Source organism: Vibrio vulnificus CMCP6 (assembly GCF_000039765.1).
Classification (GTDB): domain Bacteria; phylum Pseudomonadota; class Gammaproteobacteria; order Enterobacterales; family Vibrionaceae; genus Vibrio; species Vibrio vulnificus_B.
Window position 1 is genome coordinate 1,778,166 of the sequence record NC_004459.3, and the last position, 18,482, is coordinate 1,796,647.

Consider the following 18,482-nt stretch of genomic DNA (forward strand, 5'->3'; position numbering starts at 1 on the left):
TCCTTTTGGCAGAAATGCTGGCATTCGAAAATAATCACTCAGGCTATTGTGCGCTAAATGATGAGTTCATAGAAGTTGTCGAGGTCAAGAATTCGTGTGAAACAACAAAAAAGGGCGTCAAAAGACGCCCAAAATTGGGGGGAGGTGATTTTAATCTTCGAGATCGCGCAATTCAGACCAAGTTTGCGCACATTTGACTGCGCGTTTCCAGCCTTTATAGCGTCGGCTGCGTTTCTCTTCATCTTGATGAGGAAGGAAGCTGCGGTCGATCTCTGCTTTGCCTTGAAGTTCATCAATACTGTTCCAGTACCCCACGGCTAAGCCCGCTAGGTACGCAGCGCCCAGCGCGGTCACTTCGGTGACTTTTGGACGATGCACTTCGGTATCAAGCACATCAGATTGGAACTGCATGAGGAAGTTGTTGGCGACAGCGCCGCCATCAACGCGTAGGGCAGAAAGCTTAATGCCTGAGTCTGCTTGCATTGCGTCCAGTACATCACGGGTTTGGTAGGCAATGCCTTCTAACGTTGCACGGATGATGTGGTTTGAGTTAACGCCACGAGTGAGGCCAACAATGGTACCGCGAGCATAGGCATCCCAGTACGGTGCGCCTAAGCCCGTAAAGGCTGGCACCACATACACGCCGTTTGAGGTGTCCACTTTTGTGGCGAAGTATTCGGAATCGTGCGCATCGGAAATCAGTTTCAGCTCATCACGCAGCCACTGAATCGAAGCGCCGCCCATAAATACCGCACCTTCCAGTGCGTAGGCTGGCTCACCTTTTGGTCCACACGCGAGTGTGGTCAACAAACCGTTGCGTGAGGTCACTTTCTCTTGTCCGGTGTTCATCAACAAGAAACAGCCAGTTCCGTAGGTATTTTTCGCTTGGCCAGCTTCAACACACATTTGGCCGTACAGCGCCGCTTGTTGGTCACCCGCAATGCCTGAGATAGGAATACGCGTACCGCCTTTACCACCGATGTTGGTTTGGCCGTAAATTTCTGATGAGCGTTTTACTTCCGGCATCATTGACGCTGGAATGCCCATTTCTTCGAGCAGTTTGCTATCCCAACATAGGTCATTGATGTTGAACAGCATGGTGCGAGAGGCGTTGGTGTAGTCGGTGACGTGCACGCGGCCTTGGGTCATCTTCCAGACTAGCCAAGTATCGACAGTACCAAACAGCAGTTTGCCCGCTTCGGCGTCTTCACGTGCCCCTTCAACATTGTCGAGAATCCATTTTACTTTGGTGCCCGAGAAGTAAGGGTCAAGTACAAGGCCGGTGTTTTCGCGAATGTAAGATTCCAATCCGCGCGCTTTTAGGTCCTCACAGATGTCGGCGGTACGACGGCACTGCCAAACAATGGCGTTGTAAACAGGTTTGCCTGTTTCTTTGTTCCAAACGATGGTGGTTTCACGTTGGTTGGTGATACCGATGGCAGCCACTTGGTCACTGCGGATGCCTTTTTTACCCAATGCTTCAACGAGTGTCGAGCTCTGAGTGGCGTAAATTTCCATTGGATCATGTTCTACCCAGCCTGCTTGTGGGTAAATCTGAGTGAATTCGCGCTGGGAGACAGAAACGATGTTCGCGTCGTGATCTAAAACCACAGCACGAGAGCTGGTGGTGCCTTGGTCCAGTGCAACGATGTACTTCTGCTCAGTCATGGTAGGATCCTTTTGTTTCGTTATTACTATTTTAGTTAATTCTGTGTCGTTCAGTGCAAGCGGCTAATTACGCGCGTGCTTCTTTGGCTTCTTCTTCCGTTTCACATTGGTTCGGAATGGTGCAACCTGAGCCTACTTTCGGTAAGTATGCCGCAATCGCTTTTGGATAGAGCCAACCACCAAAACACGCACCGGCAATTGGCGCCAAAATCGGTACGATGAAGTAAGGAATGTCTCGACCACCGCTTAGGGCGTAATCCCAACCTGCGAAGTAAGCGAACAGTTTTGGTCCGAAGTCACGTGCTGGGTTCATAGCGAAGCCCGTTAGTGGACCTAATGAACCACCGATCACCGCAATCAAGATACCAATCAACAGTGGGTTCATCGCGCCACGCGGTGCACCATTATGTTCGTCACCTAAGGCGAGGATGGCAAACATCAACACTGCAGTAATGACAAATTCCACCGCAAACGCACCAAAGAAGGAGAGTGAAGCGTGTGGGTAGGTGGAGAAGATGCCTGCTGTAGCAAGGGCTTCTTGGCTGCTGCGAACAAAGTTATGCGCGATCTCGTAGTCAGTAAACAAGTTGCTGTAGAGGGTATAAACCAGAGCCGCAGAGCAGAATGCGCCCAGTAACTGCGCGATGATGTAAGGGACCACTTTCGCTTTATCGAAGCCGTGGAATGCCGCTAAGGCAATGGTGACCGCGGGGTTGATGTGCGCGCCGGATACCCCAGCCGTACAGTAAATCGCGATCGAGACACCAAAGCCCCACACGATACTGATTTCCCATTGGCCGAACTGAGCACCAGCAAGCACCAGTGCTGCCACGCAGCCAACACCGAAAAAGATAAGTAGCCCTGTGCCGATGAATTCGGCCAGGCACTCTCCGAAAAGAGTGTGTTTTTTGTTAGTCATGGTAAGCGTCCTTTAAGTTCACGTTATTTGTGCTTTTTATTATCTACTGCATGCACACAAGCTATTTTGCACATTTAAACGATTGCGAAAATAAACAAACACTCAAAATGCGCGTTCGAGCATAAATTCATTAATGAAAGGTAGGTTTTTTGTTAATTAAGTCATCATTTGAACTTTTTCACTCTTACGGATAAGAAGGCAGCAATAAATCAGCTTCCGTAAGCAATGTTAAAGGAGGTATAGGTGTGATGAATGAGTGTAAGTGGCTGTGAATATTACATTTAATTAACGTAAGCGTCTGAAGCTTGTTGTGGAAATGTGATATGAGTTTCGTTGTCTATTGCTGTTTGGATACGATCTCAGCAGATTGATACAGTTCTGGTCGTACCAATTGGAGTGAAAAGGAAAGCAAAGTGGTTGAGGGCAAATTTTCGAAAAAGAAAAGCCCTTCAGTGATGAAGGGCTCGAACTAACACTATCTCAGAATGCTCGAGATTAGTTGTTTTTGTGCAGCTCGCTGTTGAGCTCTACCGCAGTTTTGTTCGCCAAGCATTCAATTTGGCCAGTCACTGAGTTGCGACGGAACAGTAGGTCAGATACGCCTGCTAAATCGCGCGCTTTAACCATTTCAACTTCTTGGCCTGTGGAATCAAGCATGCGCACTTTAGATCCAGCGGTGACGTAAAGGCCAGATTCTACCGTACAGCGATCACCCAGTGGGAAACCAAGGCCTGCGTTTGCGCCAAGTAGTGAGTTTTCACCAATAGACACAACCACTTTACCACCGCCAGATAGGGTACCCATGATCGACGCGCCGCCACCAATGTCAGAACCGTTACCGACAACAACGCCCGCAGAGATTCGGCCTTCAACCATGCTTACACCTGTGGTGCCCGCATTGAAGTTAATGAAGCCTTCGTGCATGACAGTTGTGCCTTCACCAACGTGAGCACCAAGACGCACGCGAGACGTGTCCGCGATACGCACGCCTGTTGGTACCACGTAATCCACCATTTTAGGGAACTTGTCGACGCAATCGACAGTGAGTACACGGCCAGCTAAACGCGCTTCGATTTGGCGTTCTGCCAGTTCAGGCAGATCGATTGGACCTTCGTTGGTCCATGCGATGTTGTGCAATAGACCGAAAATGCCGTCCAGTACAGTACCGTGTGGTTGAACTAGGCGGTTAGAGATGAGTTGCAGTTTTAGGAAACCTTCAGCAACGGTTTGTGGCTGCTCGTCAGTAGCAAGAATAACCAGTACCAGTGGTTGTGTTGACTCTGCCGCTTTTGCTGCGAAAGAGGCGTTTGCTGCATCACCATTTGCTTGGAACGCTGCTGCCAGTTCTGCACTTTGCGCCGCAGAGATCTCGATAGCTTGGTTGCCTTGCTCGTAGCCCGCAACGGCTGCTAGAGCGTTGACTAACGCCTCGCTTGGGTTAAGAACTGGGTTTGGAAAAAACGCTTCGATGATTTTGCCGTCGCGGTTTTTGGTTGCCGTACCAAAGGCGAGAGAAAAGAAAGCCATAGTTGATCTCCATGTGTTGAGTCTTTGTCACGCGCCATTCACTGGCAAGCGCTGGAATTAAGTTATAGCCATCATAAAGAGACAAAAAAAGACTTTAAACCCCTCAAAGGGAGAAAGTCTGTAGATGGATACCCTTTGTCTTTTTAACGATATATTTCTTCGTATGGCTATTTTGTATTTTGTCGCCAAAATCAAAACCGCCGCACAGGGCGACGGTTTTATTCGACATGGGTTGCGAAGATTAAGCGGCGTCTTCTGCTGATTCGTCTTCGTCGGCTGCGTTATCCGCAACCGCGGCTAGTTTCTTTTCTTTCTTCGGCGTTGGGCGGCGTTTTGCGCCTAGCGCGTAAAGAAGCTCTTCTTTGTTCTGAGCGAGGAACATCGCCAAGTCTTCTTGTTTGCCTTCATCTTCAAGAAGATCGCTTTTACCTAGTAAGTCGAAAAGCTCATCTGCCATATCCAGCATTTTGTCGTATGCGTCAGCTTCCGCTTTAGAGGTAAAAGTCATTTTCTCTTCTCCGTTGCGTTCTACCACGTACTTGACGATAACAGCCATGGTTAATCCTCTAAGTTAAATAGTCCAGAATTTGTACTGTGTGTTTATACAGCTTTTCATCAGTAATGTCCATTGACTCGCGTCAAAATGAGAGCTGAATTCCGCTATCGTTCGGGATGCCAATGATGGCAAAAATCGATAAAGGCTTTAAGTAACGGACTTTGATACTTTTCTTTGTGCACCAGCAGCCAAAAGCGGCGCTTCATATCGAGCGGCATCGGGATCATTTTGACGCGACCATCTCGCACGGCATGGTCAGCCGAGAGACGGGATAAGCAACCAAGCCCAAGTCCTGCGGAAACCGAATTGATCAACGCTTCGGTGGTGTTGAGCTGAAAGGCTTCATGCCAATGTTCAATGCGTGGCGCGATGACTCGATGGAAAAACTCACGCGAGCCAGAGCCGGCTTCGCGCAAAATCCACTGACTGTTCTCCAGCTCAGTGAGTGAAATTGAGCCATTCAGTTCAAGGGGAAAATCGGGCGGACAAATCACACACATTTCGTCCTCGCTAAACTGGGTCGCATTCAGCTCGGGATGCAGTGTTTTGCCTTCAATCAGGGCGATATCAAGCTCGTAATCCACCAACATATCGCAGATCTGCGCCGAATTAGAAATGAACAGGCTCTGTGCTTGATGCTGGGTGTGGCGGCGAAAATCGCTGAGTAAATAAGGCGCAACTTGGTTGCCGATGGTGTCGCTGGCGCCAATACGAAGTTGGCCTGACAGTGTCATATCTTGATCAAACAGCGACTCAATCGCGCTGGCTCGGCTCAACAGCTCATCGGCCAATGGCAACAGTTTTTGCCCTTCTTGATTGAGAATCAAACGGTTATTAACGCGATCAAACAGATGATGACCAATTTGCTTCTCCAACTCGGACAGCGCCATGCTCACTGCCGCTTTGGAAAGAAAGAGACTTTCCGAAGCGGCGGTGAGCGTGTTGTGCTGAGTGATGGTGGTAAACACTTTGAGTTGTTTCAGAGAAATGTGACTTGCCATGCTCTCTCGTTAAATAATCTTGAACGTCGGTTCTAAATAATTAGATATCTTCAAACATTAAGCAAGCATAAAATAGCGCCATACAAAGATAGCCTTGTTGAGGTCGTGATGATTCAAAGAACAAAAGCAAAAGTAATGGGCGCTCCAACACCGATGGCAGGTTTGGCGCTTGGTATTGCGAGCTTAGGCTGGAGTTGGGAAAACTTGGCAACATTAAACGGCTATGGACAGTGGATAAGTGCGGCAATTGCCAGCGGTTTGCTGGTTATCTTGGCGGTGAAATTTCTCTTTCATCACCACTTATTGAGACAAGATTTAGCCCATCCAGTGGTGGGCAGTGTGGTGCCGACATTCGCCATGGCGACCATGGTGGTTTCCAATTCGATTGGCCACTTTTCACCGTTGCTGGGGGATACGATCTGGTCAGTGGCGGTGGCATTGCACATCGTATTTTTACTCAGTTTTGTCTATCACCGCGCGAAAGATTTCGAACTTCATCATATGGTGCCAAGTTGGTTTGTACCCCCGGTCGGTATTATCGTTGCTGATGTTTCTTTCTCAGGCAACCCAGTGCTTGCTCCCGTAGCGCACGGTGCTTTGGTGTTTGGTATGGTGGCCTACGCGGTGATGTTACCGGTCATGATCTACCGCTTTATGTTTACTCATGAAGTCCCTGATGCGGCTAAACCAACGATGGCGATCATGGCCGCACCAGCAAGCCTTTCATTGGCCGGTTATTTAACTGTGACGGCTCAACCTTCGCCAGTGATTATTGCGTTGCTATTTGGTATTGCCGTGCTGATGACGGCGATTATTTATCTCGCGTTTGTTAAGTTGCTTCGTTTGCCTTTTAGCCCTGGCTATGCGGCGTTTACTTTCCCAATGGTAATTGGTGCCACTGCGCTGTTTAAAATGGCTAACTGGATGCAACACGCAGGTTTGGGCAGCCACTATGTTGAACAAGTGAGAATGCTGGCTGGCGTCGAGCTATTGGTGGCCACCGTTGTGGTGGGATACGTCGCGGTGCAATACTTCTACAATTTAGTGGTGTTGCCAAAACGCAACGTGCTTGGAAAATTCGCCTAGTGTCGAATGGTGTAGAAGTGAAAAAACGCCTCGCAGTTCATCATGCGAGGCGTTTTTGTTTAGCGGCGAGAAAAACGGTCGTTAGCCCTTGTGATAGAAGCGCGACATCAGCTCCAGTGACTGCTGAATCACATTAACAGGCACTTTATGGTCCTTAACTATCTTCAATTGGTTGTTGAGCTGTTTTGAGTTCCCTGCGGGGTTAACCACCATCATCATCTCTTGGCCGACGAGTGCATAGTTGTAGTAGCTCCCCGCGATAAACCAATCTCGAGATTTGGTCGCGTCGAACAAGTTGTCGCCGACGCTGAAATCTGCGGTATTAATTTTATTATCAAAGAGCATTTCCATCAGCGTGGGCACCACATCAAAGTGGGTGGTGCGATAATCGTAAGTCTTGGCGGTTTGGCCAGGTGCGTAGATGTACAACGGCACGTGGATTTGCGCTTGGCTGTAATTGCCAGAATGCCCCCAATAGTTCATGCGATTATCGTTAAACTCTTCACCATGATCCGAGGTGATGACCACGATGGTGTTCTCCAAATCAATCTTGCTCAGTACTTTGCCGATTAAGCCATCAATGTAGTAGAGCGAATTCTTATAGCGATTATGGTACAGCTCAGCATCAAAATCGTTGTTGAGCAAGATATGATCCACGCGTTCCCAATACGGTGTGAATTTCGCACCTTCTGGTTCAGGAAATTCGGTGCCATGGGCAGAGTCGTAGAACAGAAAACCGAAATAGGGCTGATCACTTGGCTGCGCTTCAAAGGCGATAAAATCTTCAGTAATACGCGCGTCGCGTTCAACTTGTGTTGCTCCTGGCGTCTTCAAGCGCAGATCTTTGACGTTTTTAAAGACAGTGCGTGACAAAGGAGGGCTGGTCAGCGACGCTGAACCGAAGATCCCCATGCGATATCCGGCGCTTTGCAGGCTATCCATAAACACTGGAGCGGTTTGACTGGCGTAAAAACTGTCCCAATAGGTGGCAGGCAGGCTATAGAACAGGCTAAACATGCCCGCTTGGGTAGAATTGCCGCCACTCATGTGCTGCGAAAAGTTGGCCGTCTTTTGTGCAAATTGGCTGACGTTAGGCATAATTTCTGCCGTGGCGTCGCTGTGTCGCCAAGCGTCCACTAAGATAAACAGCACGTTGGGCTGTTTTGTTTGTGTCGGTAAGCTGACGGGCTCAAGTGGGTAGTCCAGTTGACTGCCCTCGACGTTTTTCAACTCAACGCGATTTTGCGCCGCAATCTTTTCATCGACAAAGCCGTTTTTGTACATGAAAGAGCGGGCGGTGAGTGGGTAATAAAGCGGCCAGTTATTGGTAAATTGGCTGACTTCATTGTCGTACAACGCATTTTTATACGCATGCACCATTTGGCTGCTCAGCAACATCACAAACCATAATGCGACAAAAGCGAATTTGAGTTTGCTGTTAGCGAGAAGCTTGCTGAGCCATACCGCGATGGCGAGGCCAATGAACATCACCGCAATCTCCGAGATGAAAATCAACCAACTTAACCAAGAGATATTGAAGACTTCGTTCCCGCCATCAAAAAACATGCGGATCAGCAAGCCATTGATATGAAATTTGTAGTGTTGGAAAACCGTGATATCGATCTTCAGCGCAATCACTAACAGAGCGGCAAGTGTGATGACGATGCCTTTGAACAGTCGAGTTGGCAACAGTGTCAGTGGAAGACTGAGCAGCATGATGGGTAAGCTGAGTAAACCGAGCCAGCCCAGCTGGGTTGCAATAAGATAGAAGCTTTGTAGTCCCGATAGATCTTGAGAGGGATCGGATGAGAGTACAAACGGGTAACAGGCGATGGACAGATAAACCGTGAAGCAAGCAAAAAAAGCAATCAGCCACGCGCTATTGGAGGAGAGTTTTCGCAACATCTTTTTGAATCCCATAGCGAGTTATAAATAATTTTGATAAAAACGAGCGGAAGTATAAAACAGTGTTTTTTAACTTTAAAGACGTGAAGCGTGTCACATTTGGTACGGAAGTGTAATTTTCTCCTGACAATGTCTTTTGCTGACAAACTGACCAAGAATCGCTACCGATATAACCTTTCTGGAAATCAGTGAGTTAGAACTATGTGGCCACTCAGCGAGCTGTGCTAAGCTAACGCTTAGTGATTGTCTTTCCGGAAGCTAACTCGTGTTTACTGTCTATCACTCCAATCAAGTGGATGTGCTCAAATCTCTGTTGGTGGAACTGATTCGCCTCAATCCTTTGCAAAATCCCTTCGACAAAGAGCAAATCTTGGTGCAAAGCCCAGGCATGTCTCAATGGTTGAAAATGGAACTGGCGAAAGAGTTTGGCGTGGCAGCAAACATCGAATTTCCGCTACCCGCGACATTTATCTGGGATATGTTTACCCACGTTTTGGCGGATGTGCCAAAACGCAGTGCTTTTAACAAAGAAGCGATGACGTGGAAGCTGATGCATTTGTTGCCGCAGCAACTTGCACTGGCGGAGTTCTCGCCTTTAGCTCGCTATCTTCAAGACGATGAAGAAGGTGCCAAGCTTTACCAACTGTCGGAAAAAATTGCCGATATTTTTGATGGCTATTTGGTGTATCGCCCTGAATGGATACGTGATTGGGAAGCGGGGAAGGCCGTGGCTGAGATTGGTGATGAGCATCCTTGGCAGCCCATGTTGTGGCAAGCACTGTATGACCATACCGTCGCGCTTGGGCAATCGCCGTACCATCGCGCCAACCTATACGAACATTTCATTGATAGCTTAGAAAACTACACTGGCCAGTTTGAACACTTGCCGCAGCGCTTGTTTGTTTTCGGTATCACCTCACTGCCTCCACGTTACATGGACGCGCTTAAAACGCTCGGTCAGCATATTGACGTGCATCTGATGTTTACCAACCCGTGTCGATACTATTGGGGTGAAGTGCGCGATCGCAAATTTCTGGCTCGTTTGGCGGCGAAACAGCGTCAGCACCTCGTGTGGCAACAAGATCATTCGCAGCTTCAGGGCCAAAGTGAGCAATTGAAAGGCAGTATTGAAGACAATCTTGCCGATGAACTGCACACCGAGGTGGTGGGCAACAGCTTGCTGGCTTCGATGGGCAAACTTGGCCGTGACAACATGTACTTGTTGTCACAATTGGAATCGCATGAGATTGAAGCGTTTGTCGATATCGAACCAGACTCGCTATTGCATCAACTGCAAGCCGACATCCTCAACTTGGAAGAGCACCAAGATGACGACCATATCGAGAGCAGCCATCATAAACCGCTCATCGAAGCGAATGATCGCTCTTTGAGCCTGCACGTCTGCCACAGCCCAATGCGTGAAGTGGAAGTGCTGCACGATCAATTGCTGGCGATGTTCGATGCCGACCCAACCCTCAAACCGCGCGATATTATCGTGATGGTGGCGGACATCAATGCCTACAGCCCTGCGATTCAAGCGGTGTTTGGCAACGCGCCGGGTGAACGATTCATCCCCTATTCCATTTCAGATCGAACCGCCGATCAAGAAAGCCCGATTCTCAACGCGTTTTTGACGTTGGTGAATTTGCCACAAATGCGCTGTTTGGCGTCAGAGCTGTTGGAACTGCTAGAAACCCCCGCGATTTTGCAGAAATTCTCCTTGAGTGAAACGGAGTTCTTGCAAGCAAAACAATGGGTGGAAGCGTCAGGTATCCGTTGGGGGCTCGATGCGCAAACTGGATGTGAGTTTGACCTACCTCAGACAAGACAAAATACCTGGCAGTTTGGTATTCAACGCATGTTACTTGGCTACGCCATGCCAGAATCGGCTGGCTTGTTCCAAAGCGGTGAGGAATGGCTTGCTCCTTACAACGAAGTTCAGGGAATGGGAGCGGAGCTGGCGGGCAAACTGAGCTACTTCATTGAAAAGGTGCGCTGCTATCGCCACGCCTTAGCTCAAGCGCAAAACATTGACGCATGGCGACAACAATTACACGGTGTCTTGGCGGATTTCTTCGCCGTCGACTTAGAAGGCGAAGTGGCATTGAAATCGATTCGCGATACGTTGGGACAGTTAAAAGAACAGTTGAGTGATGCGGCATTTGAGGCGGAATTGTCACCGAGTGTGATTCGTCAATATCTGCTCAATAAACTGTCCGGTAGTCGTGTAAGCCAGCGTTTTCTTGCCGGACAAGTGAATTTTTGTACCTTGATGCCGATGCGTTCGATTCCATTTCGCACCGTCTGTTTATTAGGGATGAACGATGGCGTCTATCCACGCAGTGTGGCGCCGGAAGGATTCGATTTAATTCATGGCCGCGCCAGAGCCGGGGATCGCTCTCGCCGCGACGATGACCGCTACTTGTTCCTTGAAGCTCTGTTGTCTGCGCAGCAAAGTGTTTACATCAGCTATGTCGGACGTTCCGTGCAAGACAACACAGAGAAAGTGCCGTCGGTGCTGGTGGCTGAGTTGATGGAGTATTGTCAGCAAAACTACTGTTTAGCGGGGGATGAGCATCTGGGTGTGGATGAATCCGGTGCGCATCTATTAAAGGCGATCACCTGCGAGCATCCCATGGTGCCATTTAGCCCCAAAGCTTTTTTAGGTGAACCTCCGAGCAACGCGAAAAGCTATGCCAAAGAGTGGATTCCAGCGGCCCAGCAGCAGAGCGAAGGCCAAGTGCCATCGCAGCCAAGTGCGCCATTTTATCAAGCCCTTGACGATTATTTACTGGGTGCCACGTTCCCGCTTGAACTGGATTTGGTTGAACTGCAACGTTTCTGGCGACTGCCGGTACAGTACTTCTTCAATCGCCGTTTGAAAGTCGTTTTCGAGCCGCCAATGGCCGTGATGGCAGATGAAGAGCCGTTTGTGTTGGATGGGCTCAACAGCTTCCAATTGCGTGAACAGTTGTTGCATCGTCTCTTATCGGATGAAAACTGCACGCCTGACATGGTACAGCCGCTGATTGAGGGCGTACGCAGTGAAATGCGTGCACAGGGCAAGTTGCCGATCGGCGCCTTTGGTGAGTTGGAATTTGACACCAACCGCGTGCAAGCTGAAGCATTAATAGAAAAACTAACCGGACTATCTCACGCTGCTTTGGATGATCTCGAAGTGGATCTGACTTTTACGCCATTTGGTGAAGGCAAAACGATTCATTTGAGCGGTTGGTTAACGCAGCACTATCAATCGGGTCTATTGCGTTATCGCAGTGGCAAAATTCGCTCACAAGATTACTTAGCTGGTTGGATTGATCACCTTTCGATGTCGGCCATGGGCGTTGCCAAAGTGACGCATTTGATTGGCTACGACAAGAAAGAAGGGGTTGTGCACCTCAAATACTCGGCGATGGCGGATGCTGGCCAGGCCAAATCGTTGCTTAACGAATTGATCCGCCTGTATATCGAAGGCATGACTCAGCCTTTGGCGTATTTCCCCAAAACCGCATTGGCGGCCATCGAAGCTGGCATAAGCCGCGGGCAATGGAACGATGATGAAGAGAAAGCGTTGAAAAAAATGGCGGATACCTTCAATGATGGTTTCTTGGGTGCAGGGGAAGGCGCTGACAGTTACATCAGTCGTATTTGGCCAAAATGGAATGAACAACTGGCCCATCAAGTACGTTTGATGAGTAGTTTGGTGCTGCAAGGGGCAAGATTGTCCGTTGTGGATGCGTCAGAGGAAGCATAGACGATGCCCTTCAAAGTCAACAATGGGATAAAAAAGCGCTGCAATGGAGAGGAAGTAGGGTGGCCGCCAGAAAATCATTATCGTGTAGGGCGTTTGCTGTACGGCCACAAGGTCAGAGGGACCATGATTCGGTTGAGTGGTTCGTGTCGAACCCTTTGATCTCGTGAGGCGCATACTACCCAGTGCGGCAAGGATGTTCCGTGAGTAAGATCCCACAACATCCTAATATTTAGAGAGTTAAGACAAATTCATAGCGTTTTTAAGGTTTGATCACAGATCAAACAGCAGATGATCCGGAGACAGTGAGTAAGATGACGCACAAGCCCGAGCCAACCCCGTTACAAACCATGACCTTTCCATTGCATGGCGCAAGGTTAATTGAAGCGTCGGCGGGGACAGGTAAAACTTTCACCATTGCTGGATTGTATTTACGCTTACTGCTTGGTCATGGCAGTGAAGAGACGCGTCATCAAGTCCCACTGACTGTGGATCAAATCTTGGTCGTGACCTTTACCGAAGCCGCAACGGGTGAGCTGCGTGATCGCATTCGTGCGCGTATTCACGATGCGCGTTTGGCGTTTGCTCGAGGAGAAAGCCAAGATCCCGTCATTGAGCCGCTGCTGCGTGACTTTCCCGATCACAAGCAGGCCGCCGCCATTTTGCTGCAAGCCGAAAGACAGATGGACGAAGCGGCGGTGTTCACCATTCACGGTTTTTGCCAACGGATGCTAACGCAAAATGCGTTTGAGTCGGGCAGCCGTTTTAACAATGAATTTGTCACCGATGAGAGCCAGCTAAAAGCACAAGTGGTGGCCGATTATTGGCGACGCAATTTCTATCCCTTGCCCACCGCATTGGCAGGTGAGGTGCGCCAGATTTGGGGCTCACCCGCAGCGTTGTTGAGCGACATTGGCCGCTATCTCACTGGTGCGCCATTGGCGCTGAGCGTCAACGCGATGAGTGGCGATCTTGCGGCGTTGCATCAAGACAACCTGCAAAAAATTACGCAACTAAAAAGTGCTTGGCGAGCGGCGCAGCCTGAATTGCAAACGCTCATAGAACAATCTGATATCAACAAACGCAGTTACACCAAAAAATCCCTACCGGATTGGTTGGAAACGGTTAACCGGTGGGCAGAGAGCGAAACCTTTGATTACCACTACCCAGATAAGCTGGCCAAATTTGCACAAAGCGAGCTGCTGGCCAAAACAGCCAAAGGCACTGCGCCAACGCATCCGCTATTTGAGCAAATTGACGCGTTTTTGGCCAATCCGGCCAGCTTAAAAGCCCCATTGTTGGCACACGCGATTGAGCAATGTCGCGCATGGCTGGCGAAAGCCAAAGAGCAGAAGCAGCGTTTGTCGTTTGACGATTTGTTAACGCGTTTATCCGCGGCAATCGATCAAGATGAAGCGCAGTTATTGGCAAGTCGAATTCGTACTCTTTACCCCGTTGCCATGATTGACGAGTTCCAAGATACCGACCCTTTGCAATACAGTATCTTTAGCCGTATTTATTTGGAGCACCCACAAACTGGGTTGTTTATGATCGGCGACCCGAAGCAGGCGATTTACGGCTTCCGTGGGGCGGACATCTTCACTTACATCAAAGCGCGTAACCAAGTGAGTGCCCACTACACCTTGGGAACAAACTGGCGCTCCAGTGCTGAGATGGTTGCAGCGGTGAACCAGATATTTCAGCAGCCTGATAGTCCGTTTATTTATGATCAAGACATCCCTTTCTTGCCTGTCAACGCTAGCCCCAAAGCGGAGCAACGCATTTGGAACATGGCAGGCCAAAAGCAGCCCGCTCTGACTTACTGGTTACAAGAGTGCGAAGAAAAACCCGTGGCGAAAGGGGAGTATCAGCAAGTGATGGCCGACGCGACCGCCAGTCAGATTCAGCGGATTCTGACGCTTTCGCAGCAAGGTCAAGCGTCATTCCAGCAAGGGGAGCGACAGCACCCCATTCAAGCGGGTGACATTGCGGTGTTGGTACGAACCGGCAGCGAAGGGCGATTGATCAAGCAAACTCTCGCTAAGCAAGGCATTGCCAGTGTCTATCTTTCGAACCGCGACAGCGTTTTTCTCAGCCCCGTCGCGCAAGATGTTCAGCGCATATTGCAAGCGGTGCTCACCAGCGAAGACGATCGCGCATTGCGGGCGGCGTTGGCTTGTGAGCTGTTTGCCCTTGATGCCGCCAGTCTGGATAAATTGAATAACGATGAAAATGCGTGGGAAAAAGCGCTCAGTGAGTTTAAAGAATACCGCAAGCTGTGGCTTTCTCGTGGTGTGATGCCGATGCTCCGAGCAGTGATGGCCAAACGCCATATTGCGGAGCGACTGCTGACTCAGCAAGAAGGTGAGCGCACACTCACTGACCTGATGCATTTGGCGGAACTGCTGCAGCAAGCAAGCAATGAGATCGACAGCGACCACGGTTTGTTGCGTTGGTTTGCCCAATCAATCAGTGATGCACACAATGGTATTGGCGGCAGCGATGAGCAGATCCAACGTCTCGAATCGGAACGGAACTTGGTGCAGATCGTCACCATCCACAAATCAAAAGGGCTTGAGTACGATCTGGTTTTTCTCCCGTTTGTCTTTGCTCATCGCGAAGCCAGCGAAGCCAAGTTTTACGATGCGCAAACCGATCGCACCGTGTTAGATATCACCGGCAGCGATGCCGCGTTGCAACAAGCGGACAAAGAACGATTAGCCGAAGACTTACGCCTTATTTATGTGGCGCTCACTCGAGCCGTTTATGGCTGTTTCATTGGTGCGGCGCCACTGCGTAATGGTCGCTCCACGAAAGAGCCAACGGGCGTGCATCGCAGTGCCATGGGGTATTTGGTGCAAAATGGCCAAGAAGGGGGAATTGCTACGCTGCAACAAGCGTTGGCAGGACAGCAAACGCAGTCAGACAGTATTGTCGTTACCTCACCACCAACCTTGCCAGATGAGCGATATCAACCTATCGCAGCGCCCGCGTTGGCGCTCTCTGCGCAAGAGCTGGCCACGCCTATCGATCGTTTATGGCGCATCACCAGTTACTCCGGCTTGGTCAAGCAAGGGAGCCATCAAAGCGACTACGATGCCAGTTTAGAGGTGGTGGGGTTTGATATCGACTCTTCTGCCGAAGATCCGCAAGCGCCAGTTCAAGAAGTGGAGAAGTCGATTTTTACCTTCCCCCGTGGTGCCAGTGCTGGTACGTTTTTGCACTCGCTGTTTGAAGAGGTGGAGTTTACTCAAGCGGCAGACTCTGAACAGAATCGTCAAGTGATCAGCGAGCTGATGGAAAAAAACTTGATCGACTTAGAATGGTTGCCCGTTTTGCAGCAGCTGGTGGATACCGTGTTGTCGACGCCGCTTGATGGCAAACATCTGTACCTTAACCAGAAAACGCCTTCACAGCGTTTGGTGGAAATGGAGTTCTTATTGCCGATAGAAGTGCTCAGCGCTGCCAGTTTAAACCAAGTCATTCAGCGCCATGATCCCCTCTCGGCTCGCGCGGGGGATCTGGGTTTCCAAACGGTGCAAGGCATGCTCAAAGGCTTTATTGATTTGGTGTTTGAACACCAAGGCAAATATTACGTATTGGACTGGAAATCCAACCATCTAGGGGATGCTGTACATTTATATCACGGTGAGGCATTGCAAGGGGCGATGGTGGATCATCGCTACGATTTGCAATACCAAATCTATGCGTTGGCGCTACACCGTTTTCTACGCAGCCGTTTGGCCAACTATGATTACCAGCTTCATTTTGGTGGCGTCTATTATCTGTTCCTTCGTGGTATGGATGGCGAAAGTGAACACGGTATCTTTTCTGCCAAGCCCTCGTTGGATTTATTAACGGAAATGGATCGTTTGATTGACGGTCTTGAGCCTCAACCTAGATCGACCCAAGGTGGTCAGATGGAGTTACTATGATGTTGAATGGGTCACTCCAAGCGACGCTGTCGATGCTGGAACAGCAAGCCCAACAAGGCTACCTGCGCTTATTGGATTATCAATTTGCGCGCTTTATTGGTGAGCAGAGTCAGCACAGCGGATTGGCGCTGTTGGCCGCTGCGGTCAGTGCCGAGTTAGGCAAAGGGCATATTTGCTTGCCTCTGTTTGATGAACTTGGCCAAGTCTGTGAATTGGCCAGCAAAATTGGCCTGTTTGGTGAGGCGGCAACCGAGCTGAACGCCCAGTTGCAGTCGTTCGACTGGCGAGCATTGCTGCAAACCAGTCGCTTGGTTGGCACCCAAGGGGAAGCGGTGCCCTTGATGTTCGATGGGGAACGAGTTTATCTGCATCGCTATTGGCACTATGAAGTCGTTTTGGCGCAAAAACTTAATCAATTGAGTCACGGTATTGAACTTAACGCCAGCTCAGCGGCATCGTTATCCGCATTGCTGGATCGATTGTTCGCGCGAGATTACCGCTTTTTGTTCGAAACGCTGATTGCCGCGCAAGCGAGCGGCAGTACCCAGGTGCAGCGACAGCAATGGGTGTGTGATTTTCTCGACGTGGTTGAAGAGCACCGTTTGGATTGGACGGCGATTGAACAAGTGCTGAGCCAAGTAAGCAAAGTCTCAGATCTCAACGCGCTGGATCATCTTGTGCCTCATGCGGCCTGCATTAATTGGCAAAAGGTAGCTGCCGCGGTGGCGTTGACGCGTCGTTTTGCCGTGATCTCTGGGGGGCCGGGAACAGGCAAAACCACCACCGTCACGAAATTGTTGGCGGCGCTGATTGAGCAAGCTGGAGCGCAAACGCCCACCATTCGTTTGGTGGCGCCAACGGGTAAAGCGGCGGCGCGTTTGACCGAATCCATCGGTAAAGCGGTGCAATCTTTAGCCGTAGAGCCGAGTTTAAAGGCGTTAATCCCCACAGAAGCCTCAACATTACATCGCTTGTTAGGCGCGATCCCCGGCAGTGCCGAGTTTCGTCATCACAGTCAAAACCCGCTGCATTTGGATGTGCTGGTGGTGGATGAAGCCTCAATGGTCGATCTTTCGATGATGTATAAAGTGATTGACGCGCTGCCTAAACATGCTCGTTTGATTTTACTCGGTGATAAAGATCAGTTGGCCTCCGTTGAAGCGGGGGCGGTGCTGGGGGATATCTGCGCATTTTCTGCTTCCGGATACAGCGCAGAGCAAGCAGCAACGCTCGCGAAGTTAACGGGTTATCAAGCGCTGCCAAAGAGTGCCAGCCGTTTGGCACCAGTTGCAGATAGCTTGTGTATGTTGCAAAAGAGCTATCGTTTTGATGCTCGCTCAGGAATTGGCCAATTGGCAAAAGCGATCAATGCCGGTTCCGTGGCGGCGTTAGAGAGTGTATGGCAGCGAGAGTTTAACGATATCGAACATCACCCATTGGATGCCAGCCACTACAACCATATGTTGCAAACGCTTGTAAGTGAGTACTCACATTATCTTGCTCGCATTGCCTTAACTCAGCAGCATCTTGAGCCGAAAGAGAGAGAAAGCAGTGCTGTTCGAGCCAAAGCGGGACTGAATTTGTTTCATCGTTGCCGGTTACTTTGCGCCGTGCGTGAAGGCAATTTTGGTGTGGCCGGACTTAACCTTCGCATTGAAAGAGCCTTAGCTGCGCGGAATTTGATTAAAGTGAAGGACGAGATTTGGTATCACGGCAGGCCTGTAATGGTGACGCGTAATGATTACGCGCTTGGGCTTTACAACGGCGACATTGGCATCTGCATGTGGGATGACACTGACGAAGCCCCGCGTCTAAAAGTCTATTTTGAGTTGGCTGACGGCAGCGTTAAAGCGGTATTACCAAGCCGAGTGCCAGAACATGAAACAGCCTATGCGATGACAATACATAAATCACAAGGCAGCGAATTTGATTTTACCTTGATGATTTTGCCTGCCGATTTCAGCCCAATACTGACGCGAGAGCTGATCTACACGGGCATTACTCGAGCGAAAAAGCGTTTAGCGCTGTATGCCGATCTCCAAGTCCTGAAACGTGGTATGAAGATAAAAACACAGCGAGCGAGCGGCCTGCCACACCGTTTGGGCCAGTAAGGATCATGAGAGCAGTCTAAGTC

At 49.8% G+C, this 18,482-nt stretch carries 10 protein-coding genes; 4 read left to right on the plus strand and 6 right to left on the minus strand.

What is annotated here, in order from left to right:
* Nucleotides 1–150: 150 nt before the first annotated feature.
* The 5 genes from glpK to VV1_RS08470 form a co-directional block, all read right to left on the minus strand.
* On the minus strand, nucleotides 151–1,668 hold the full coding sequence (gene glpK / locus VV1_RS08450) for a glycerol kinase GlpK (protein ID WP_011079696.1): 1,518 nt from the start codon (nucleotides 1,666–1,668) through the stop codon (nucleotides 151–153).
* 67 nt (nucleotides 1,669–1,735) lie between these two features.
* Nucleotides 1,736–2,587 carry an MIP/aquaporin family protein gene (locus VV1_RS08455; RefSeq protein ID WP_011079697.1) on the minus strand — a complete coding sequence of 284 codons (852 nt, stop codon included), beginning with the start codon at nucleotides 2,585–2,587 and terminating at the stop codon, nucleotides 1,736–1,738.
* 495 nt (nucleotides 2,588–3,082) lie between these two features.
* Nucleotides 3,083–4,114, minus strand: coding sequence for a 2,3,4,5-tetrahydropyridine-2,6-dicarboxylate N-succinyltransferase (dapD, locus tag VV1_RS08460; protein ID WP_011079698.1), 1,032 nt, complete (start codon nucleotides 4,112–4,114; stop codon nucleotides 3,083–3,085).
* Nucleotides 4,115–4,355: 241 nt separating this feature from the next.
* Nucleotides 4,356–4,670 carry a YebG family protein gene (locus tag VV1_RS08465; RefSeq protein WP_011079699.1) on the minus strand — a complete coding sequence of 105 codons (315 nt, stop codon included), beginning with the start codon at nucleotides 4,668–4,670 and terminating at the stop codon, nucleotides 4,356–4,358.
* Between the two features lie 104 nt (nucleotides 4,671–4,774).
* Nucleotides 4,775–5,671: a LysR substrate-binding domain-containing protein gene (locus VV1_RS08470; protein WP_011079700.1), complete on the minus strand. Its 897-nt coding sequence runs from the start codon at nucleotides 5,669–5,671 to the stop codon at nucleotides 4,775–4,777.
* A gap of 108 nt (nucleotides 5,672–5,779) precedes the next feature.
* On the opposite strand from VV1_RS08470, the gene VV1_RS08475 reads away from it, so the two are divergent.
* Complete coding sequence (locus VV1_RS08475) at nucleotides 5,780–6,757, plus strand: TDT family transporter (RefSeq protein WP_011079701.1); 978 nt, start codon at nucleotides 5,780–5,782, stop codon at nucleotides 6,755–6,757.
* 81 nt (nucleotides 6,758–6,838) lie between these two features.
* Here the strand turns inward: VV1_RS08475 and VV1_RS08480 are convergent, their stop codons facing one another.
* Nucleotides 6,839–8,662 (minus strand): DUF3413 domain-containing protein, encoded by a 1,824-nt coding sequence (locus VV1_RS08480; protein ID WP_011079702.1) that lies wholly within the window; start codon nucleotides 8,660–8,662, stop codon nucleotides 6,839–6,841.
* A 265-nt stretch (nucleotides 8,663–8,927) separates the two neighbouring features.
* Between VV1_RS08480 and recC the strand changes: the two genes are divergently transcribed.
* The 3 genes from recC to recD all read left to right on the plus strand — a co-directional run bounded on the left by recC (nucleotide 8,928) and on the right by recD (nucleotide 18,459).
* Entirely contained in the window at nucleotides 8,928–12,416 is a 3,489-nt protein-coding gene (gene recC, locus VV1_RS08485) for an exodeoxyribonuclease V subunit gamma (RefSeq protein WP_011079703.1), read from the plus strand.
* Between the two features lie 311 nt (nucleotides 12,417–12,727).
* On the plus strand, nucleotides 12,728–16,348 hold the full coding sequence (gene recB, locus VV1_RS08490; RefSeq protein ID WP_043920948.1) for an exodeoxyribonuclease V subunit beta: 3,621 nt from the start codon (nucleotides 12,728–12,730) through the stop codon (nucleotides 16,346–16,348).
* Nucleotides 16,345–18,459 carry an exodeoxyribonuclease V subunit alpha gene (gene recD / locus VV1_RS08495; protein WP_011079705.1) on the plus strand — a complete coding sequence of 705 codons (2,115 nt, stop codon included), beginning with the start codon at nucleotides 16,345–16,347 and terminating at the stop codon, nucleotides 18,457–18,459. The genes recB and recD overlap by 4 nt, the downstream gene beginning before the upstream one ends.
* Nucleotides 18,460–18,482 lie beyond the last annotated feature (23 nt).